Source organism: Streptomyces avermitilis MA-4680 = NBRC 14893 (assembly GCF_000009765.2).
Lineage (GTDB): Bacteria > Actinomycetota > Actinomycetes > Streptomycetales > Streptomycetaceae > Streptomyces > Streptomyces avermitilis.
This window is the reverse complement of sequence record NC_003155.5, coordinates 6208908-6227444: the sequence shown is the minus strand read 5'-3', so window position 1 is coordinate 6227444 and position 18537 is coordinate 6208908. Positions and strand designations below refer to the sequence as shown.

Here is an 18537-nt window from a genome sequence, read left to right as displayed (position 1 = left end):
CTCGGTGAGTCCCCGGACCCGGGTCCGTCGTCAGACCCTCGCGCCCGAAGACGCATCCTGCCCCCACCTGCGGCGGGAAAGCCAATCCGGCACCCGTTGGAGTCGCGAGAACACCCTTGGGAGTCACACGGAAAGCGCCACTGCCTCAGTGTGGTGACGCTCCGTCCGCTCCCGGCAGCGGATCGCAGGGCCTGGAAGGCCTGAGCCTGGCCGCCACCCTAGAGGGCGGCCCAGGGCCCCACGTTCCGCGACGCGCCGGTCCCGGAGGGGCGTGGTACCCGTCACAGCCGTCCTTACGCGTCCTTGCTGTCCGACTCCGTCACCCCGGCCGCCTTCGCGGCAGTGCGCACCGCTCCGGCGACCGCGCCCGCAACCTTCTCGTTGAAGACGCTCGGGATGATGTAGTTCGGGTTCAGCTCGTCCTCGGTCACCACGTCCGCGAGAGCGGCCGCGGCGGCCAGCATCATCTCCGTGTTGACGGTACGCGACTGGGCGTCCAGGAGGCCACGGAAGACGCCCGGGAAGACCAGCACGTTGTTGATCTGGTTCGGGAAGTCGGAGCGTCCCGTGGCGACCACGGCCGCCGTCTGACGGGCCACCGCCGGCTCGACCTCGGGGTCCGGGTTCGCGAGCGCGAACACGATGGCGTCCTCGGCCATGGCGGCCACGTCGTCCCCGTCGAGGACGTTGGGGGCCGAGACGCCGACGAACACGTCGGCGCCGCGCACGGCCTCCTTGAGCGTGCCCGTCAGGCCCTCGGGGTTGGTGTTGTCGGCGATCCAGCGCAGCGGCGAGTCGGCCGCGGCGTTCACCAGGTCCTCGCGGTCGGCGTGCACGACCCCGTGGATGTCCGCGACGACGGCGTTCTTGACGCCGGCCGCGATCAGCAGCTTGAGGATGGCCGTGCCGGCCGCGCCCGCGCCGGACATGACGACGCGGATGTCGCCGATCGCCTTACCCGCCACACGCAGGGCGTTCGTGAGGGCGGCGAGCACGACGATCGCGGTGCCGTGCTGGTCGTCGTGGAAGACGGGGATGTCGAGGGCCTCGCGCAGCCGGGCCTCGATCTCGAAGCAACGGGGCGCCGAGATGTCCTCGAGGTTGATGCCGGCGAAGCCGGGAGCGATCGCCTTCACGATCTCGACGATGGCGTCGGTGTCCTGGGTGTCCAGGCACAGCGGCCAGGCGTCGATGCCGGCGAAGCGCTTGAAGAGGGCCGCCTTGCCCTCCATGACCGGGAGGGCGGCCTTCGGACCGATGTTGCCGAGGCCCAGCACGGCCGAGCCGTCCGTCACGACCGCAACGGAGTTGCGCTTGATGGTGAGGCGACGGGCGTCCTCGGGGTTCTCGGCGATCGCCATGCAGACGCGGGCGACACCCGGCGTGTAGATCATCGAGAGATCGTCACGGTTGCGGATGGGGTGCTTGGACTGCATCTCGATCTTGCCGCCGAGGTGCATCAGGAACGTACGGTCGGAGACCTTGCCGAGGGTGACGCCCTCGATGGTGCGCAGCTGCGCGACGATCTCGTCGGCGTGCGAGGTGGAGGTCGCCGCGATCGTGACGTCGATCCGGAGCTTCTCGTGCCCGGACGCGGTGACGTCGAGGCCGGTCACCGAGCCTCCGTGGGACTCGACGGCCGTGGTGAGCTGGGAGACCGCTGTTCCGCTCGCGGGCACCTCCAGCCGGACCGTCATCGAGTAGGAGACGCTGGGCGCCGTTGCCATGGCCGACTTCCTCTGCTTTCACCGGATACTGCGCTGGTACTGCGCTTATTACTGACCTGCGGGTTATGCCGTCCGATCGTCGCACCTACCGCGGAGTACGCGGTAGCCGCCCCGGATTGCGATCGTTTTGTTCGCAACCAAGTGAGCCACTTTCGGAAACAAACTTCCACCATACGAGATGTGTTGCGGTGGTGGAAGGGTGACCCCGCCGAAGGCCGCCGGGCCGCCTCGCGGAGGCCGACGCCGCGTAAATGAACTTTCGGGACGGGAATTGCCTTGCGGGAATCGTTTGTTACCGTGGACGTGACACCGGCTCGATCCAAGCCCCCGGGCCCAACCTTCGTCGCTACGAGCGACCACTTGCCGCGAGGCGAGCATGGCGGGTCGGTGTCGTAACGTGGCGGAGGCCCACACCATTTGATGGTGTGGGCCTCTTGCTGTCGGCCGGTCCCGGCACCCCCGGGCTGTCGGCCGGTCCCGGCACCCCCGGCGGTCCCGGCCGCCGCTCAGTCCCGCAGCAGGTCCGGCACCCCGCTCGCGTCCGGCTCGTCCCGGTCTCCCGAGACCACCGTCAGCTGCTGCGTCGCGCGGGTCAGGGCGACGTACAGGACGCGCAGTCCGGCCGGGGACTCGTCGGCGATCTCCGCCGGCGAGACGACGACCGTCGCGTCGTACTCCAGGCCCTTCGCCTCCAGGCTGCCGAGCGCCACCACCCGGTCGCCGAGCCCGGCGAGCCAGCGGGCCGCCTCCTCGCGACGGTTCATGGCGACGACGACGCCCACGGTGCCGTCGACGCGGTCGAGCAGCCGTGCGGCCTCCTCCCGGACCGTCTGCGCCAGCGAGCCCCGTACGACCCCGAAGCGCGGCTCCACGCCCGTGGAGCGCACGGCGGCCGGCGACTCGGAGCCCGGCATCGCGAGCGCCAGCACCTTCGCCGCCAGCTCCGCGATCTCGGCGGGGTTGCGGTAGTTGACGGTGAGGGTGAAGCGGCGGCGGGGACGGCTGCCGAGCGCCTCGTCGCGGGCCTCGGCGGCCTCGTCCGGGTCGGACCAGGACGACTGGGCGGGGTCGCCGACCACGGTCCACGTGGCGTGCCGGCCCCGGCGCCCGACCATCCGCCACTGCATCGGCGTGAGGTCCTGCGCCTCGTCGACGATCACATGCGCGTACTCGGTGCGCTCCTGCGCGAGGCGCTCGGCACGTTCGCGCTGCGACTCCTCGCGTACGGGCATCAGCTCCTCGAGCCCGGTGAGGTGGTCGAGGGGGTCGAGTTCGCGCCTCTTCCGGGGGCGGGCGGGCTGGCCGAGGATCGCCTGCAGTTCGTCGAGCATGGCCACGTCGTGCACGGACAGCCCGTCGCGCCGGAGGGAGCGGGCCACTCGGCGCACCTCGCCGGGGTTGAGGATGCGCCGGGCCCAGCGGCCGAGGCGCCGCTCGTCGGCCATGGCGGCCAGCACGCCCCGCGGGGTCAGCTCGGGCCACCAGGCGTCGAGGAACCCGATGAAGGAGTCCTCGGAGGTGACGTCCTCGTCGAAGGACGAGCGCAGTTCGGCGGCCAGCTCGGGGTCGTTGTGCCGGGTGCCGGCGCCGGAGTGCGCCCAGAGGGCGTCCAGGAGCAGTTTGCGGGCGCGCGGACGCAGCAGGTTGACCGGAGCGGTACCGCTGAGGGCGGTCTCCCGGATCCGGTCCAGCTCGCGGGCCTCCAGCTCCAGCCGGCGCCCGAAGGCGACGACGCGGAGCCGGGTGGGCGGCTCGGCGGGGGCCTGGTGGCCGGTGTCGTCGTCGCCGAAGGCGAGCTGCTCGGCGTCGGCGAGGGGGCGCTCCGCGCTCGCGGAGGACCGGCCGGCGCCGCCCGTCCGCGAGCCGTTGGCACCGGCGGAGGACCCACCGGCGAACTGCCCACGGGTGGCCGGCCCAGCGACGGACGGACCCAGCTCCAGCGCGCCCCGGGCGGCCTTCCGCAGCACCTTCAGCATGCGGTGCGAGCCCTTGGCGCGGGCCACCGACGGGGAGTCGTACAGGGTCGCCTCCGCGCCGTCGACCAGGGAGCCGATCGCGCGGATGGCGACCTGGCCCTCCTCGCCGAGCGACGGCAGGACGCCCTCGGTGTAGGCGACCAGGAGCGGGGTCGGGGAGACGATCAGGATGCCGCCCGCGTATCTGCGGCGGTCCTGGTAGAGGAGGTAGGCGGCGCGGTGCAGGGCCACCGCGGTCTTGCCGGTGCCGGGGCCGCCCTCGACGTACGTCACGGAGGCGGCGGGGGCGCGGATCACCAGGTCCTGCTCCGCCTGGATCGACGCCACGATGTCCCGCATGGTGTGGCTGCGGGCCTGGCCCAGGGCGGCCATCAGGGCGCCGTCACCGATGACGGCCAGGGGCTCGTCGTTCAGCGACGCCGTCAGCTCGGGGCGCATCAGGTCGTCCTCGACGCCGAGGACCTTGCGCCCCTTGGAGCGGATGACCCGGCGGCGTACGACGCGCCCGGGGTCGACCGGCGTGGAGCGGTAGAAGGGGGCCGCGGCGGGTGCCCGCCAGTCGATGACCAGCGGCGCGTACTCCGCGTCGAGGACGCCGATGCGGCCGATGTGCAGGGTCTCGGCGATGTCCGCCGTGTTGTCGTCCCGGACGACGCCCTCGGCGGGCTCGACGGCCGTGTACGCCCCGTCCGGGCCCTTCTTGCCGTCCTTGCCGAGCAGCAGGTCGATACGGCCGAAGAGGAAGTCCTCGAACTCGTTGTTCAGGCGGTTGAGGTGGATCCCCGCCCGGAACACCTGGGCGTCGCGCTCGGCGAGCGCCCCCGGCGTACCGACCTGGCCGCGCTGAGCTGCGTCCTGCATCAGGAACTCCGCCTCGTGGATCTTCTCCTCGAGACGGCGGTACACCCGGTCCAGGTGCTCCTGTTCGACGCTGATTTCCCGGTCTCGTACGGAATCCTGAGCGGAGTCCGATGCCGAGTCCTGGACGGAGGACTCGTCGACCGGGCCGAACGCGGTTTCCTGTTGAACCTGAGCGGCCACCGGGCCCCCTTCTGACGTGCTGGGCAGCCGTCAACCGTACGCGAAGGGGACCCCTGGAGGCTACGTGGCAGTGCCGAGTTCGCTCACACGTTCACTTCGACGAGCCGCTTGCCGTCGAAGGTCATGACCTCGAAGTGGTCGATCTCGTTGGGCTTGAAGGCCGCGCCGCCGTGGACGTAGAGCGGGTTCTTGGCCTGTTCGGTCTTGGCGTCCTTGATGCCGTAGCCCCACTTCGGGACCGCCCAGGACGTGACCGTCTCACGCTCGCCGTTCTTGCCGACGGCGATCAGGGAGCACTTGAGCGGGCCCTTGACGTTCTTCAGCTGGAGGACGGAGTGGGTGCCCCAGTCCTTGGAGTCCATCGCGATCACGGCGTTGACCTTGGTGCTCGAGTCCGTCGCCGAGATCTTCTTGGACATGTGCATGAAGGCGTCCTTGGCGGGGCTGGTGGCACTGGCCACCGGCTCCTTGCCGCCGCCGTCGCCGTTGACCGCCATGACGACCAGCGGACCGCCGATGATCATCGCGGCCGCCGCCGCCAGCATGAAGAAGCTGCGCCTGCGCTTCAGGGCGCGCCGCTCGGACACCTCGTCGACCAGCCGCTCGGCCAGCCGTGGGCTGGGCCTGGCGGACAGGGACTCGCCGATGGCAGGGGTGCCCTGGGAACTCGGCAGGTCCGCGAGCGCGGCCAGCATCGGTTCCATTCCGGCGAGGTCGTCGAGTTGCTGGGCGCACCAGTCGCAGGTGGCGAGATGCGCTTCGAAGGCGGTCGCCTCGGCGTCGTCGAGGATGCCGAGGGCGTAGGCGCCGACTGTTTCATGCACGTCGCCCGGCCCCTGTGCTCCCGCTGTTCCGCGCGCGGACCCCGGACCTCCGGTTCCGCTTCCATATCCCCCGTACATGTTCATGCCGTCACCCCCCGCTCCTCCAGAGCCAGCTTCATCGACCGCAGGGCATAGAAGACCCGCGAGCGCACCGTTCCACTGGGGATGCCAAGCGTCTCGGCCGCCTCATTGACCGTACGCCCTTTGAAGTACGTTTCGACCAGGACTTCCCTGTGAGCAGGGGTCAGGTCGTCCAGCGCGTCCGAGAGTGTCATCAGCCACAACGCCTTGTCGATCTCGTCCTCCGCGGGGATGACCTCCAGCGGCGACGGGTCCACCTCCTGCGGCCGGGCCTGCCGGCTGCGGTGGCCGTCGATGACGATGCGCCGGGCGACCGTCACCAGCCAGGGGCGTACCGAACCGGTCGCTCGATTGAGCTGGCCGGCGTTCTTCCAGGCACGGATGAGTGTTTCCTGTACAACGTCCTCGGCGCGCTGCCGGTCTCCGGCAACCAGTCGCAACACATAAGCAAGGAGGGGACCCGCGTGTTCCCGGTACAGCGCACGCATCAGCTCCTCGTCCGGCTCGGGAGACGGAGAGGAAGAGGACGGAGACATGCGATGTCGGGCCCTGGACCTTCGTTCATCAGCCACGGCGGAATCCTTACGCACGCCCACCTCCGGTGTCCGGGGGTTCCCCCAGTCATTCGCTCGTCACTGGGTACGCGGACGGGCCCGCCCGTGTTCAAAGTGAGACCAGAAATTTCTTGGGTCAGGTGTGGAACGGGCCTCTACGGGGCATGCATTTCGCCCCCAAGGGGACATACGGCCGCCCACCAGGGGAGACCCGTTTCACAGCCGACGGAGATTTCACTCTCAGGCTTGGCTCGATGATGGTGTGAACTTTTGACTTGACTTCGGTGGAGGAATTGTCGAGAAGATCCTTCTCGACGCCCGCCGGCGCCCCTCCGCCTGTCCGGAAAGCCGCCCAACCACGTGCCCTCCAGGGGCACATGAGCGGATGCACCGATGCGCACACTGCCCAAGGTTGCACCTTATGTACGCGCGTGCGCCCTGGGCTTCATCGACGGCGAGCGACGTCACACCGGCACCAACCCCGCCCGCCGGGACGTGTTCACGCCGGTGTCGGCCCCGCGGGCAATACACCTAGGCCCGGGCCAGTGCCGCGCGGCGGCGGTGGCGGGCCACTCGTTCGCGGTTTCCGCAGGTCTCGCTCGAGCACCAGCGGCGGCGTCGGCCACGGGACGTATCGAGGTACACGAGGGGGCAGTTGTCCCCTTCGCAGTGGCGCAGGCTTGCCCGGGCGGCCGGGTCCGTGAGCAGCTCGACCGTGTCGCGGGCGATCGCGGCGAGGAGTTCCCCGCACCCGGGCGCGGCCGGCAGTCGCCGTACCAGCACCCCGTCGTCCGCGCGCACCGCGCACAGCGGAGGCGGCGAACCGAGCGCGACCGCGTTGACGCGCGCCAACGCCGCGTCCACCGGCCGCCCTTCCAGCTCCCCGTGCACCAACTGTCCGATCTGTCCGCGCAGTTCGCGGAACCGGACGGGCCAGGAGGCGTCCGCCTCCGGCAGTGGCGTGCCCGGTGGTACGAGCCCGGATCCGGTGGCCCACGCACGCAGCCGGTCCGCCGAGTCGAGCCGTTCCTCGGGGTGCGTGGTCGCCAGCAGGTCCAGGCAGATCCGCCCGGAGTCGAACCGCAGCTCGTACGAGGCCGTGGCCGTGCCCGATGCCATGTGCCTGTCACCGCCTTGGGGTTACCGCCGGAAGTGAGCGGTCGGTGAGATCAGCCGGAGGAAAGGCGCCCGGGGGTGCCTCAGGGTGCGTACTCCCTACAGTGCCCGCCCGCGCCCGCCACCGGAAGCCCCGATACCGGCCCCGGTCGCGGCCCCGCTGTAGACGTCATGGACGGCGTGGACGCCCGCTTATGCGTCCGCGCGCCTCAGCCATGTCCCGTGCGCGGCCACGGCGGTTGACTTACCGGCATGACACAGAACAGCACGGGGCGGCGTACGACCGCCGGAGGTGTACTGGGTGCGGCCACGGTCGCGACGGGCCTGATCGCCGGGGTCTTCTACGTGTTCGCCTGCGCCGTGATGCCGGCCCTGGCCCGCAGCGACGACCGCGTCTACATCGAGGTCATGCAGAACATCAACGACGTGATCCAGAACCCGGTGTTCTTCCTGAGCTTCCTCGGCGCGCTCGTGCTCTCGGCGCTCTCCGCCTGGCAGTTGCGCGGCTCGCCGGGCCGCTGGTGGGTGTTCGCGGCGCTCATCGCGTACGCGCTCGTGTTCCTGTTCACCGTCGTCGTGAACATCCCGCTCAACAACGACCTCGCGCACGCCGGCGCCCCGGCGGGGGTCGCCGATCCGGCCGCCGTACGCGCGAGGTTCGAGGGCCCGTGGGTGGCGTGGAACGTCGTACGGGCGCTGCTGTCCACGCTCGCGCTGGCCCTCCTCGTCCGCGCGCTGTTCCTGCGCGGCAGGGCTCACGCGTCGGCGTACTTGGCGTCCGCCGCCGGGTCGAGGGCGAGCCGGTAGCCGCGTTTGACCACCGTCTGGATCAGCTTGGGCGCGCCGAGTGCCGTGCGCAGCCGGGCCATCGCCGTCTCGACGGCGTGCTCGTCCCGGCCGGCCCCCGGCAGCGCCCGCAGCAGCTCGGCCCGCGCCACCACCCAGCCCGGCCGGCGCGCCAGGGCCCGCAGCAGGGACATCCCGGCGGGCGGTACGGGCCGCAGCGCTCCGTCGACCATGACCGCGTGGCCGCGGATCTCGACGCGGTGGCCGGCGATGGGGAGTGTACGGGCCCGCCCGGGCAGCTCCTTGCACAGCAGTTGTACGAGGGGGCCGAGCCGGAAGCGTTCGGGCTGGACGGTGTCGACGCCCCGGGCCTGGAGCGGCAGCGCGGTGACCGGGCCGACACAGGCGGGCAGCACGTCGTGGTGGAGGGCGGCGAGGACGTCGGACAGCAGCCCCCGCTCCTCCGCCCGGGACAGCAGGGACGCGGCGGCGGGCGCGCTGGTGAAGGTGATCGCGTCGAGGCCTCGGGTGACGGTCGCGTCGAGCAGCCGGTCGACGGGCGTGATGTCCTCCGGCGGCATCCACCGGTACACGGGTACGCCGACGACCTCCGCTCCCCCGGCCCGCAGCGCCTCCACGAAGCCGGGCAGCGGCTCGCCGTGCAGCTGGATGGCGACACGGCGACCGTCGACGCCTTCTTCGAGCAGCCGGTCGAGCACCTCGGCCATGGACTCGGAGGAGGGCGACCACTCCTCCGTCAGCCCCGCGGCGCGTACGGCGCCCTTGACCTTGGGCCCGCGGGCCAGCAGTTCGACCCCCCGCAGCCGCTCGATCAGATCCTCGCCGAGACCCCACCCGTCGGCGGCCTCGATCCACCCCCGGAACCCGATCGCGGTCGTCGCCACCACGACGTCCGGGGCCTGTTCGATGAGTCCCTTGGTGGCGGCGAGCAGTTCGCTGTCGTCGGCGAGCGGCACGATCCGCAGGGCGGGGGCGTGCACGACGGAGGCACCGCGCCGCTGGAGCAGCGCGCCGAGCTCGTCGGCCCGACGTGCGGCCGTCACGCCCACGGTGAACCCGGCGAGCGGTCCGTGATCTTGTTGAGCCGGTAGCTGCTGTTCGTCGTACATGCGTCTGGCTCTCGTCCCGCTCGAGTCGGTGCGCTTACGTGCCGATCGAGCCTGTCAACGGTGCGTGACAGGCTCGGTTCGGCTTCATGTCAGCGGTGTTACGTCACACCTCGACATAGCTGAGCTGCGGCTTCGCCCCGGAGGCGGCGGTGGCATGGGCTTCGGCCCCGGCCTGGCGGCGAAGGTATACGGCCCAGGTGACCGCGAAGCAGGCCGCGTAGAAGGCGAGGAAGGAGACGAAGGCGCCGGTGCCGGAGCCCACGCTCAGGAACGACTGCCGGAAGGCGAGGTTGATGCCGAGCCCGCCGAGCGCGCCGACGGCTCCGATGAGCCCCATGGAGGCGCCGGACAGCCGGCGTCCGTAGGCGGCCGCCTCCTCCCCTTCGAGTCCCTTGGCGACGGCCTTGGCGTGGAAGATCCCGGGAATCATCTTGTACGTGGACCCGTTGCCGAGGCCGCTGAGCACGAACAGCGCGATGAACGCGGTGGTGAACAGCGGCAGCGACTTCTGCATGGACGCGATCACGATGACACCGGTGGCCGCCGCCATGCCGACGAAGTTCCACAGCGTGATCTTCGCGCCGCCGTAGCGGTCGGCGAGCCAGCCGCCCACGGGCCGGATGAGGGAGCCCAGCAGCGGGCCGATGAAGGTGACGTACGCGGACTGCAACGGCGTACGGCCGAACTGCGTCTGCAGGACGAGACCGAACGCGAAGCTGTACCCGATGAAGGACCCGAACGTCCCGACGTACAGGAACGACATGATCCAGGTGTGGGCGTCCTTGACGGCTTCCCGGGCCGCGCCGGTGTCGTTCTTGAGGGACGCGATGTTGTCCATCTTCACGGCGGCGAGGCCGGCGGCGAGCACGATGAACGGGATGTAGATGCCCAGCAGTACGCGCGGGCCGCCACTGGCCCCGATGACGGCGAGCCCGACCAGCTGCACCACCGGCACCCCGATGTTGCCGCCGCCCGCGTTGAGCCCGAGCGCCCATCCCTTCTTCCTGAGCGGGAAGAAGGCGTTGATGTTGGTCATGCTGGAGGCGAAGTTGCCGCCGCCGATACCGGCGAGCATGGCGCACACCAGGAAGGTGGTGAACGAGGTGCCCGGCTCCATCACCACGAAGGCCGCGATGGTGGGGATGAGCAGGAGGCTCGCGGAGACGATGGTCCAGTTCCGCCCGCCGAACAGGGCGACGGCGAAGGTGTAGGGGACGCGGACGATCGCGCCGACCAGCGTCGCCATCGACACGATGAAGAACTTGTCGGCGGGGGTGAGCCCGTACTCGGGTCCCATGAACAGCACCATCACGGACCACAGGGTCCAGATGGAGAACCCGACGTGCTCGGACAGCACGGAGAAGAGCAGATTCCGCCGCGCGGTCTTCTCCCCCTTCTCCTCCCAGAAGGCCTCGTCCTCCGGATCCCACTCCTCGATCCAGCGGCCTTTCCTGCTCGGCGGACTCGCTGCGGGGGCTGTGCTCGGGGCTGTCATGACGCCTCCACGGTTCTCCGGGGCTCGGTGCTCGTGCTCGGTGCTATGTGCTCGGTGCTCGGTGTCGCGCAACGAGTGACGATCCCGAAGGTAGGGAGACCGCGTTTCGGGGCTGTGGCTGTGGGTGACCGGGTTGGAACGTTGCTCTCACGCGGGAGCGGGGGCGTCGGTGAGGACGCGCCGGTGACGCCGGGACCGTAATCTGAAGTGCTCGGCACACTCGCGCGCCCTCAGCCGGAGCTCCAGCGGTCACAGCACAGGAGGAACCATGGCCGGTCAGTTCGAGGCAACCGTCGAGATCAGCCGCCCCGTCGAGGAGGTTTTCGCCTTCCTCGCCGACGGCAGGAACGACCCCGAGTTCAGCCCCCGGGTGCAGGAGATCACGAAGACGCCGGACGGCCCGACCGCCGTGGGCACGGTCTTCACGAGCACGGTCAAGGACGCCGGTATGAAGACGGGCCGGAAATTCCGGATCACCGAGTTCGAGGCGCCCCGCAGGATCCGCTGGACGGAGATCTCGAAGAACGTCGTCACGGCGGACGAGGGCGGCTACGACCTGGAGTCCACCGGCGCGGGCACGACCCGCGTGCGGATCTTCAACGTCCTGGAAGGCCACGGCGTCGGCAAGCTCCTGGTGGGCTTCGCCCTGGGCGCGGCCCGCAAGGACGCGAACGCGTTCGGACAGCGGATCAAGGCGGCGGTGGAGGCGTCCTGAGGGCCGTTCCCTGAGGGCCATTCCCTGATCGCCGCGGGTTCAGAGGTCTCAGTAGCTGAGAGCTTCTTCCCCGGGCGTCCCCCAGACGGTGCCGGCGAGCGGGGAAATGTAAATGATCCGATCCCCGGATTGTGTCGAGAATTCGAAGCTCGTGGAATATCTCCCTTCCGAGGTGGAAACGGTCCGGCAGTGCCCCAGCACTTCCCTGCCCACCCGTCTCAACTGCCGGTCGACCCATAGCGGTATCAAGCCGAACCAGAAGAGGAAGGGGACCGGGAAGGCAACCAGAAACAAGCACACCCATGCCAGAGCGTCCATCCGAAAATCATGGCACGCCCCACCAGCCTCAAGGAGGCCTACATCGCGGGTCGTTCCGTTCGGCGCGGTGCGGTTCTCAACTACGGGCCAGTCCTTCGACTACGTCGATGGCCCCGTTCCGCAGCGGCTCGACACAGTGCGGTTGGACTCGCAACTCCGGCAGGCCGACCCTCACCATGTTGACGATCAGCCAGGCCTCCCGCCGGCGGAAAGGAGTGCCGGCGCACCCATGAAAACGCGCCATCCGACGGGAGGTTCGGCCAGGAAGACCGAACGCGCGAAAACTACGGCGGATCCCACGAGGACGGACTGGAAAATCGACATGAAGGCGGACGGCCCCTGATAGCACCGTTTCCTTTGCGCAAAACCTTCGAGCAGGATCCCGAAGACGATGCCGAACGGCCCGAGGACCAGCGCACCTCGGCCACCGCATTCATTGCGTGGCCCGCAATGACTCCACGCTACGGCCGTGATCAGGGCCAGCGATACGCCCCCCCATGCCGCCACCCCGTACGCGCCGAACGACCCCAGCCCCCCCCCCCCCCCCCCGGACCGCCATGATGCCTCGCGTCTTGGGTTTCACCGTTCGGCCCGTCACCGGAGGCGACCGAAGGCGGGCGGCCCGGCCGGGCGGGACAGGGACCTCCTCGCCCGGACCGGGGGTCAGACCTGGCGGGCCCGGGGCCTGCCGCGCTTCTTCCCGTTCGGCCACAGCCGTGGGCCGCGTTTCGCCGCGATGTCCTCGATCCAGCCGAACGCGAGGATCGCGAGGCCGATCAGTGGCCAGACCAGCACGAACATCCAGAACGTGTAGGTCGAGTCGAGTGCGGCCACCGCCTGCTCGTTCTGCATGAAGGGAAGGTCGTAGGCCCGGTCGATGAGCGGACCCGTGGCCATGATCAGCATGTTGTGCCACAGGTAGATCGTGACCGCGCGGTTGTTGGACAGGGTGACCAGCCTGTCCCACCGGGCGAGCCGGCCCGGCAGTTCCTGCCACGACGGGGAGTACTGGAGCAGGATCGCCACGAAGCCGAAGGACCAGGTCGCCTGGGCCAGGGGGATGTCGTTCAGGTCCCAGCCCTCGGGGCCCTGGTGACCGGACGCCCACCACAGCCCGAACGCCATCAGGAGGGTGGCGCAGGAGACCGCCGCATAGCGCGGGATCCGCCGGAGCACCCCCTCCTGGTGGGCCAGACCCAGGACCCAGCAGCCGCCGTACACGGCGAAGTCGGTGACCGCGTTGCCCGTTTCACCGGGGATGGTGACCAGGCCCGTGCCGAGCACCGCGGTCAGAGCGAGCGGGGCGAGCAGCGTCGCCCACGGCACGCGGCGCAGCGCCCACAGCAGCAGCGGGGAGGCGACGACGAACCACAGATACGCGCGCAGGTACCAGAGCGGGCCCACCGCCTGCTCCGCCCAGGTGCTCTCCAGCAGCCCGGAATCGGAGCCGAGGGACCAGGGGTAGGGCGGGGCGCCGACCGGGACGAGATAGTCGAACAGTTCGACCACACCCCAGGTGCCGCCGAGGTCCGGGTCCTTCGCCGGGTTCCAGCCGCCCGCGAACATCAGGGTCAGCAGCACCGCGCTGAACGCCCACAGGGGAGGCAGGAGTCGTCGGATCCGCCCCCTGATCACGCTCGGTGCCGGGCGTTTGAGCGAGCGCGCCATCAGGGATCCCGCCAGCGCGAACATCACGCCCATGGACGGGAACAGGATGGTCAGCCATGCCCAGCCGAACAGGTGGTACACCACCACGCGGACCAGCGCCAAGGAGCGCAACAGGTCGAAGTAGCGGTCCCGGCCTGGCCTTTGGGGAGCGGCCTCGGGGGACGGGGCGGGAGCCGGGGCGGGAGCCGGTACCGGTACCGAAGCCGGTACCGATGCCGATGCCGATGTCGCCGGGTATTCGTGCGCCGTCATCCGACCGGCCTCCGTTCGCTCTCGCTCCCCGCCGTCCGCTGCTGCGGAATGGATCCCGGCGCCTCCACCACGCCCGTGCGCCGCAGCTTCTGCCAGCGCAGCCGGCCGCCGACGAGCGCGGTGATCCAGGACTGGAGCAGGACGACGTACATCAGCTGCCGGTAGAGGATCTGCTGGAGCGGAAGCGACACCAGGTGGGTCATCCGCTCGCGGTCGAGCCGGAACGCGTACGCCGCGCAGACCGCCTGGACCGCCAGGACGCCGAGCCAGGCGAGGACCGTCTTCTGGGTGGGCCCGAAGATCACTCCGTACAGCAGGAAGACGTCGATCAGCGGCGCCAGCAGCGGGGCCACCACCATGAACAGGGCCACCAGCGGCAGCCCCACCCGGCCGAAGCGGCCCGACGGGCCCCGTTCGACGAGCGCGCGGCGGTGCTTCCAGATCGCCTGCATGGTGCCGTACGACCAGCGGTAGCGCTGCGACCACAACTGCTGCACGGATTCCGGGGCTTCGGTCCACGCGCGGGCCTTCTCCGCGTACACCACCCGCCAGCCGTCGCGGTGCAGTGCCATCGTGATGTCGGTGTCCTCGGCGAGCGTGTCGTCGCTCATGCCGCCGACGCGTTCGAGGGCGCTGCGGCGGAAGGCGCCGACGGCTCCCGGGATCGTCGGCATGCAGCGCAGGAGGTCGTACATCCGGCGGTCGAGGTTGAAGCCCATCACGTACTCGATGTGCTGCCAGGCGCCGATGAGGGAATCCCGGTTGCCCACCTTCGCGTTGCCGGCGACCGCGCCCACCCGGGGGTCGGCGAAGGGCTGGACCAGCTCGCGGACCGTCGCCGGTTCGAAGACCGTGTCGCCGTCCATCATCACGATCAGGTCGTGCCGGGCGTTGGCCAGGCCTCGGTTGAGGGCGGCGGGCTTGCCCGCGTTGTGCTGTCTGACCACCCGTACGTCCGGCAGCCGCAGGCTCTCCACGAGCCGTGCCGTGCCGTCGCTCGAACCGTCGTCGACGACGATCACCTCGACCGGGTGTTCGCTCGCCGTGAGGGAGCGGACGGTGTTCTCGATGCACTTGGCCTCGTTGTACGCCGGGACCAGCACCGACACCGGTTCGGTGACCGGGGCCGGTCCCCAGCGGAAGTCCGGGCGGCGCACCCTGCGGGCGTGCGTGCCCGACAGGAGGAGCATCAGGCCGAAGCGGGTGAGGACGAGCCCCCCGATCACGGCGAGCCCGACGACCAGCATGCCGGTGATGCGGTCGGCTGCCTGGACCAGGAAGATCCACGCGTTGCCCTTCCACCGGTCGACGCCGGTGACCGGGGTGTGCGCGCTGGGAGCGCCGAGCGCCTCGGACAGGTTCTCGAACTCGTAGCCCCGTCGCTGGAGTTCGGGCAGGAACCGGTCGAGTGCCTGCACGGTCTGGTGGCGGTCGCCGCCGGAGTCGTGCATCAGGACGACGGCGCCCTTGCCGCCCCGGGGAGTGGCGCGGCGGATGATCTCGTCGACGCCGGGCTTCTGCCAGTCCTCGCTGTCGGTGTTGTTGACGACGGTGATGTAGCCGCGGGTGCCGATGTACTCGGTCACCGGCCAGGACTCGTTGTCCATGGCGTCGGCGAAGGACGAGTACGGCGGGCGGAAGAGGGAGGTGCGGATGCCGGCGGCGCCGGCGAGCGCGAGCTGGTTCTGGGACAGCTCCCAGTCGATGCGCTTCTTGGACTGGTAGGCGAGGTCGGGGTGGTTGAAGGTGTGCACGCCGACCTCGTGGCCCTCGGCCACCAGGCGCCGTACGAGGTCCGGATGGCGTGAGGTCATGGTGCCGGTGACGAAGAAGACCGCGTGCGCGTGGTGCTTCTTGAGGACGTCGAGGACCTTGGGCGTCCACTGGGGGTCGGGGCCGTCGTCGAAGGTGAGGACGAGCCGGTGGTCGGGGAGGCTCAGGCTGGTCGTACGGCCGCCGCGGGTGTCGATGACCGGTCCGCCGTCGAGGATCTTCTCCGGCACCTGGTCGGTGGCGGCCGGGGGCCGGATGCGGTGGTCGGCGAGGATCTCGCTGTGCACGAAGCCGCGGAGCATCAGCATCGCCATGACGGCGAGCAGGAGGAGCGAGGGCAGCAGGAACCGCATGGGCAGCCGACGGCGGCGGGCGTCCGGGGCGGTCGGGGCGTCGGGGGCGGCCGGTGCGTCGGGCGCGGGAGGACGGCCGGTGCGGGGCCGGTTGGTGCGGGGCCGGTTGGTACGGGGTGCCATCAGAGCACGGACTCCGAGGGTGAGGGGCCGGCGGCGGGGGGCTCCCCTGACGGCTGTCCGACGGGGCCGTTCGCGACGGGGGCGTTCTCGACGGAGCCGTTCGCGACGGGGACATTCCCGGCGGAGCCGTTCGCGACGGGGCCTGGGCCGCCGGTCGCCGTGGACGGGGACGGGTCGGGGGTGACCCCGCCCGAGGGTGTGGGGGCCGGCGATGAGCCGTCGACCGGGTCGGACGGTCCGGGGGCCGGATTCTTGGTGCTGCTGCTGCCCGGCTTCGGCTTGGCGGTGCTCGCCGACGGCCGGGGGTCGGTCGAGGCGGCCGGGGCCGAGACTCGGGCCGAGGGTCCGTGCGTCGAACCGGCACCGCCCTTCGACGGCCTCTTGCCCGCGTCGCCCGTCGCGCCGGCGCTCGGAGGGAAGGCCGCCGGCGCGGACGGGTGCGCCCGGTGGCTCGGCGGCGGGGAGGTGTCGACCCGGGCGGCCGGTGTGTCGTCCTTCTGGCGGGGCACCGGCAGCCAGGGCGCGTTGGAGTTGCCCGACAGGAGCGTGGCGACGATGACCACGGCGTAGACGGCGCAGGCGATGCCGACGACCATGCCGAGCCTGCGTAAGCGGCGCCTGCGGCGACCGGACTCGTCGACGAACACCGGCCCGTCGGAGTCCTGGCCACCATCGCCGACCAGACCGCCGCCCCGCTCGACCAACGGTTCGTCCAACTGTCGTCCGCTGCCGTCGAGTTGGACGGTGACCTCATGGGGGTCGTGGCTGTGCCCGGGGGCACCGGACCGTTCCCAGACGGTCGACGGGACCGTGGGCCGCGATGGGGCGACGGGCACGTGATCCACCTGGTCCACGTGGCCCGAAGGGGGCGTGGGAACGCGCTCGGGCTCCCGGCCGGGGTCCAGGACGCGATCGCGGTCGGGCTCGGCGGCCGTTCGGGGGCGGGGCCCGGCCGCGGAACCGGCGCTTGCGCCGGCGCTCCGCCCGATGACGGACCCGACACTCCGCGCGATCACGGACCCGGCACTCCGCCCGGTCACCGACCCGACGCTCCGCCCTGTCCCCGACCCGACGCTCCGCCCTGTCCCCGACCCGGCGTTCGACCGACCGCTCGCCCCGGCCGTCAGCCAGGCCGCCGTTGCGCCACCGGCTTCCGGCCAGACGACCGGCTCGGGCCCGGCGGCCCGGCCCGCGACCACCCGATCGAGCGGGTCGGTTCCCCGTCCGCCCGACGGGTCGGTCTCACGTCCACCCGTTGGGTCGGTCTCACGTCCGCCCGACGGACCGGATTCCCGTCCGCCCGACCGATGGGATTCCCGTCCGCCCGACGGACCGGTTTCACCGCCGGGCGGCGAATCGGCTTCACGTCCGGGCGACGGATCGGTCTCGGGCCCGAGCGGCTGGTCGACGCCCCGGCGATCACGTTGGGCGCCTTTCCGCCAGTTCTTCACGCGCACGTACATCCCCCCACGGGACAAATAGCGGGCGCGCGCACGCCTCCGGGCCTGCGTACATTTCATCGAACCGGGACACCACCCGACCGAAGCGCCCCTTTTATCATATGATGCCCGGACCGCGAATGTAGCGCGCTGGGGCACCCGGTACAGGGGAAGTCAGCTGCGGTTCATCATGATGAGTGCATCCCTGGCCGGAATCCACCCTTCCGCGGGCCGCAGCAACCATCCTTCCTCGGTCGCCAATTCGGTCGCCGCACACCGGAGCGCATCGATGCCGGGATGCGTCACCCCCTTGCGCCACACGAGCGACACGGGCGACAGCGGGACGGGGTCGACGAGGGGCCGCAGCACCGCGTGCGGCATGGCCGGGAAGTCCACCACGGCGAGGACCGGGCACCGCGTCTTGGCCATGATCCGCTCGAACTCCTCGGGCCCGAGCGCGAGCGGAGCGGGCGGCGCGACCTCGATGCCGCGCCCCTCGAAGAGCAGACGGGCGAGGTCGGTCCATTCCGGCGTCCGGGGATTTCCGGCACCCGCGTACACCGTCTCGCCCGCGAGCGCGTCCAGCGGCACCTCGTCCAGCCCGGCGAGCCGGTGGTCCTCGGGCAGGATGACCGCCATCGGCTCGTACCGTACGGGCTGTTGTTCGAGCCGGGACCGGAGCGCCGGGTCGAGTCCGGCGAACCGCCCGAACGACGCGTCGATCCGCCCCGCGAGGATCTCGGCGGCGGCGCCGGTCAGACCGCTCTCGAAGCGGGCCATCAGCTCACTGTCGGGGGCGAGTTCGCGGGCCCGGGCCAGGATGCGGGTGCTGAAGAGCCCCGGGCTGTTGACGTCGACGAACAGCGGCCGCCCGGCCTCGCCCCGGCCGAACGCGGCGAGCAGCGCGTCCTGTGCGGCCAGCACGCGGCGCGCGTACGGCAGCAGGCGGGTGCCGTCGGCGGTGAGGGTGACCTGGCGCGTCGTCCGCAGGAACAGCTCGGTGCCGAGCTCGCGCTCCAGTCGCCGGATGTCCCGGCTGAGGGCCTGCTGAGCGACGTACAGACGGACGGCGGCGCGGGTGAAGTGCAGCTCCTCGGCGACGGCGACGAAGGCGCACAGAAGGCGGGGGTCGACGGACATCCGGCGAACTTACAACTCAAGTGCGT

The 18537-nt window shown here is 70.9% G+C and carries 13 protein-coding genes; 2 read left to right on the top strand and 11 right to left on the bottom strand.

The window, feature by feature from the left end; translation table 11 throughout:
* Positions 1-293 precede the first annotated feature (293 nt).
* The 5 genes from SAVERM_RS26445 to SAVERM_RS26425 all read right to left on the bottom strand — a co-directional run bounded on the left by SAVERM_RS26445 (position 294) and on the right by SAVERM_RS26425 (position 7322).
* A complete protein-coding gene (locus SAVERM_RS26445) occupies positions 294-1727 on the bottom strand; it encodes an NAD-dependent malic enzyme (RefSeq protein ID WP_010986531.1) in 1434 nt (477 codons plus the stop codon).
* 506 nt (positions 1728-2233) lie between these two features.
* On the bottom strand, positions 2234-4744 hold the full coding sequence (locus SAVERM_RS26440) for a HelD family protein (protein ID WP_010986530.1): 2511 nt from the start codon (positions 4742-4744) through the stop codon (positions 2234-2236).
* Between the two features lie 83 nt (positions 4745-4827).
* Positions 4828-5646: an anti-sigma factor family protein gene (locus SAVERM_RS26435; RefSeq protein WP_010986529.1), complete on the bottom strand. Its 819-nt coding sequence runs from the start codon at positions 5644-5646 to the stop codon at positions 4828-4830.
* A gap of 2 nt (positions 5647-5648) precedes the next feature.
* Complete coding sequence (locus tag SAVERM_RS26430; protein WP_010986528.1) at positions 5649-6245, bottom strand: sigma-70 family RNA polymerase sigma factor; 597 nt, start codon at positions 6243-6245, stop codon at positions 5649-5651.
* Positions 6246-6734: 489 nt separating this feature from the next.
* Positions 6735-7322, bottom strand: a complete 588-nt coding sequence (locus SAVERM_RS26425; protein ID WP_010986527.1) for a CGNR zinc finger domain-containing protein — start codon at positions 7320-7322, stop codon at positions 6735-6737.
* 249 nt (positions 7323-7571) lie between these two features.
* Here SAVERM_RS26425 and SAVERM_RS26420 point away from each other — a divergent pair, with 249 nt between their 5' ends.
* Positions 7572-8126 carry an anthrone oxygenase family protein gene (locus SAVERM_RS26420; protein WP_010986526.1) on the top strand — a complete coding sequence of 185 codons (555 nt, stop codon included), beginning with the start codon at positions 7572-7574 and terminating at the stop codon, positions 8124-8126.
* Here SAVERM_RS26420 and SAVERM_RS26415 read toward each other — a convergent pair.
* Together SAVERM_RS26415 and SAVERM_RS26410 are read right to left on the bottom strand one after the other, a co-directional pair.
* Complete coding sequence (locus SAVERM_RS26415) at positions 8075-9235, bottom strand: uroporphyrinogen-III synthase (RefSeq protein WP_010986525.1); 1161 nt, start codon at positions 9233-9235, stop codon at positions 8075-8077. The two genes, SAVERM_RS26420 and SAVERM_RS26415, sit on opposite strands and share 52 nt — an antisense overlap.
* A 103-nt stretch (positions 9236-9338) precedes the next feature.
* Complete coding sequence (locus tag SAVERM_RS26410) at positions 9339-10730, bottom strand: nitrate/nitrite transporter (protein WP_010986524.1); 1392 nt, start codon at positions 10728-10730, stop codon at positions 9339-9341.
* 268 nt (positions 10731-10998) lie between these two features.
* On the opposite strand from SAVERM_RS26410, the gene SAVERM_RS26405 reads away from it, so the two are divergent.
* Positions 10999-11445, top strand: a complete 447-nt coding sequence (locus tag SAVERM_RS26405; protein ID WP_010986523.1) for an SRPBCC family protein — start codon at positions 10999-11001, stop codon at positions 11443-11445.
* A 981-nt stretch (positions 11446-12426) separates the two neighbouring features.
* Here SAVERM_RS26405 and SAVERM_RS26395 read toward each other — a convergent pair.
* From SAVERM_RS26395 to SAVERM_RS26380, 4 genes are all read right to left on the bottom strand, one after another.
* Positions 12427-13683, bottom strand: a complete 1257-nt coding sequence (locus SAVERM_RS26395) for an acyltransferase family protein (RefSeq protein WP_010986521.1) — start codon at positions 13681-13683, stop codon at positions 12427-12429.
* Positions 13680-15809 carry a bifunctional polysaccharide deacetylase/glycosyltransferase family 2 protein gene (locus SAVERM_RS26390; protein WP_037651653.1) on the bottom strand — a complete coding sequence of 710 codons (2130 nt, stop codon included), beginning with the start codon at positions 15807-15809 and terminating at the stop codon, positions 13680-13682. Before SAVERM_RS26390 ends, SAVERM_RS26395 begins: the two co-directional genes overlap by 4 nt.
* Positions 15810-15931: 122 nt before the next feature.
* Entirely contained in the window at positions 15932-16768 is an 837-nt protein-coding gene (locus tag SAVERM_RS26385) for a hypothetical protein (RefSeq protein WP_137951708.1), read from the bottom strand.
* Between the two features lie 777 nt (positions 16769-17545).
* Positions 17546-18511: a LysR family transcriptional regulator gene (locus SAVERM_RS26380; protein ID WP_010986518.1), complete on the bottom strand. Its 966-nt coding sequence runs from the start codon at positions 18509-18511 to the stop codon at positions 17546-17548.
* Between the last annotated feature and the right edge of the window lie 26 nt (positions 18512-18537).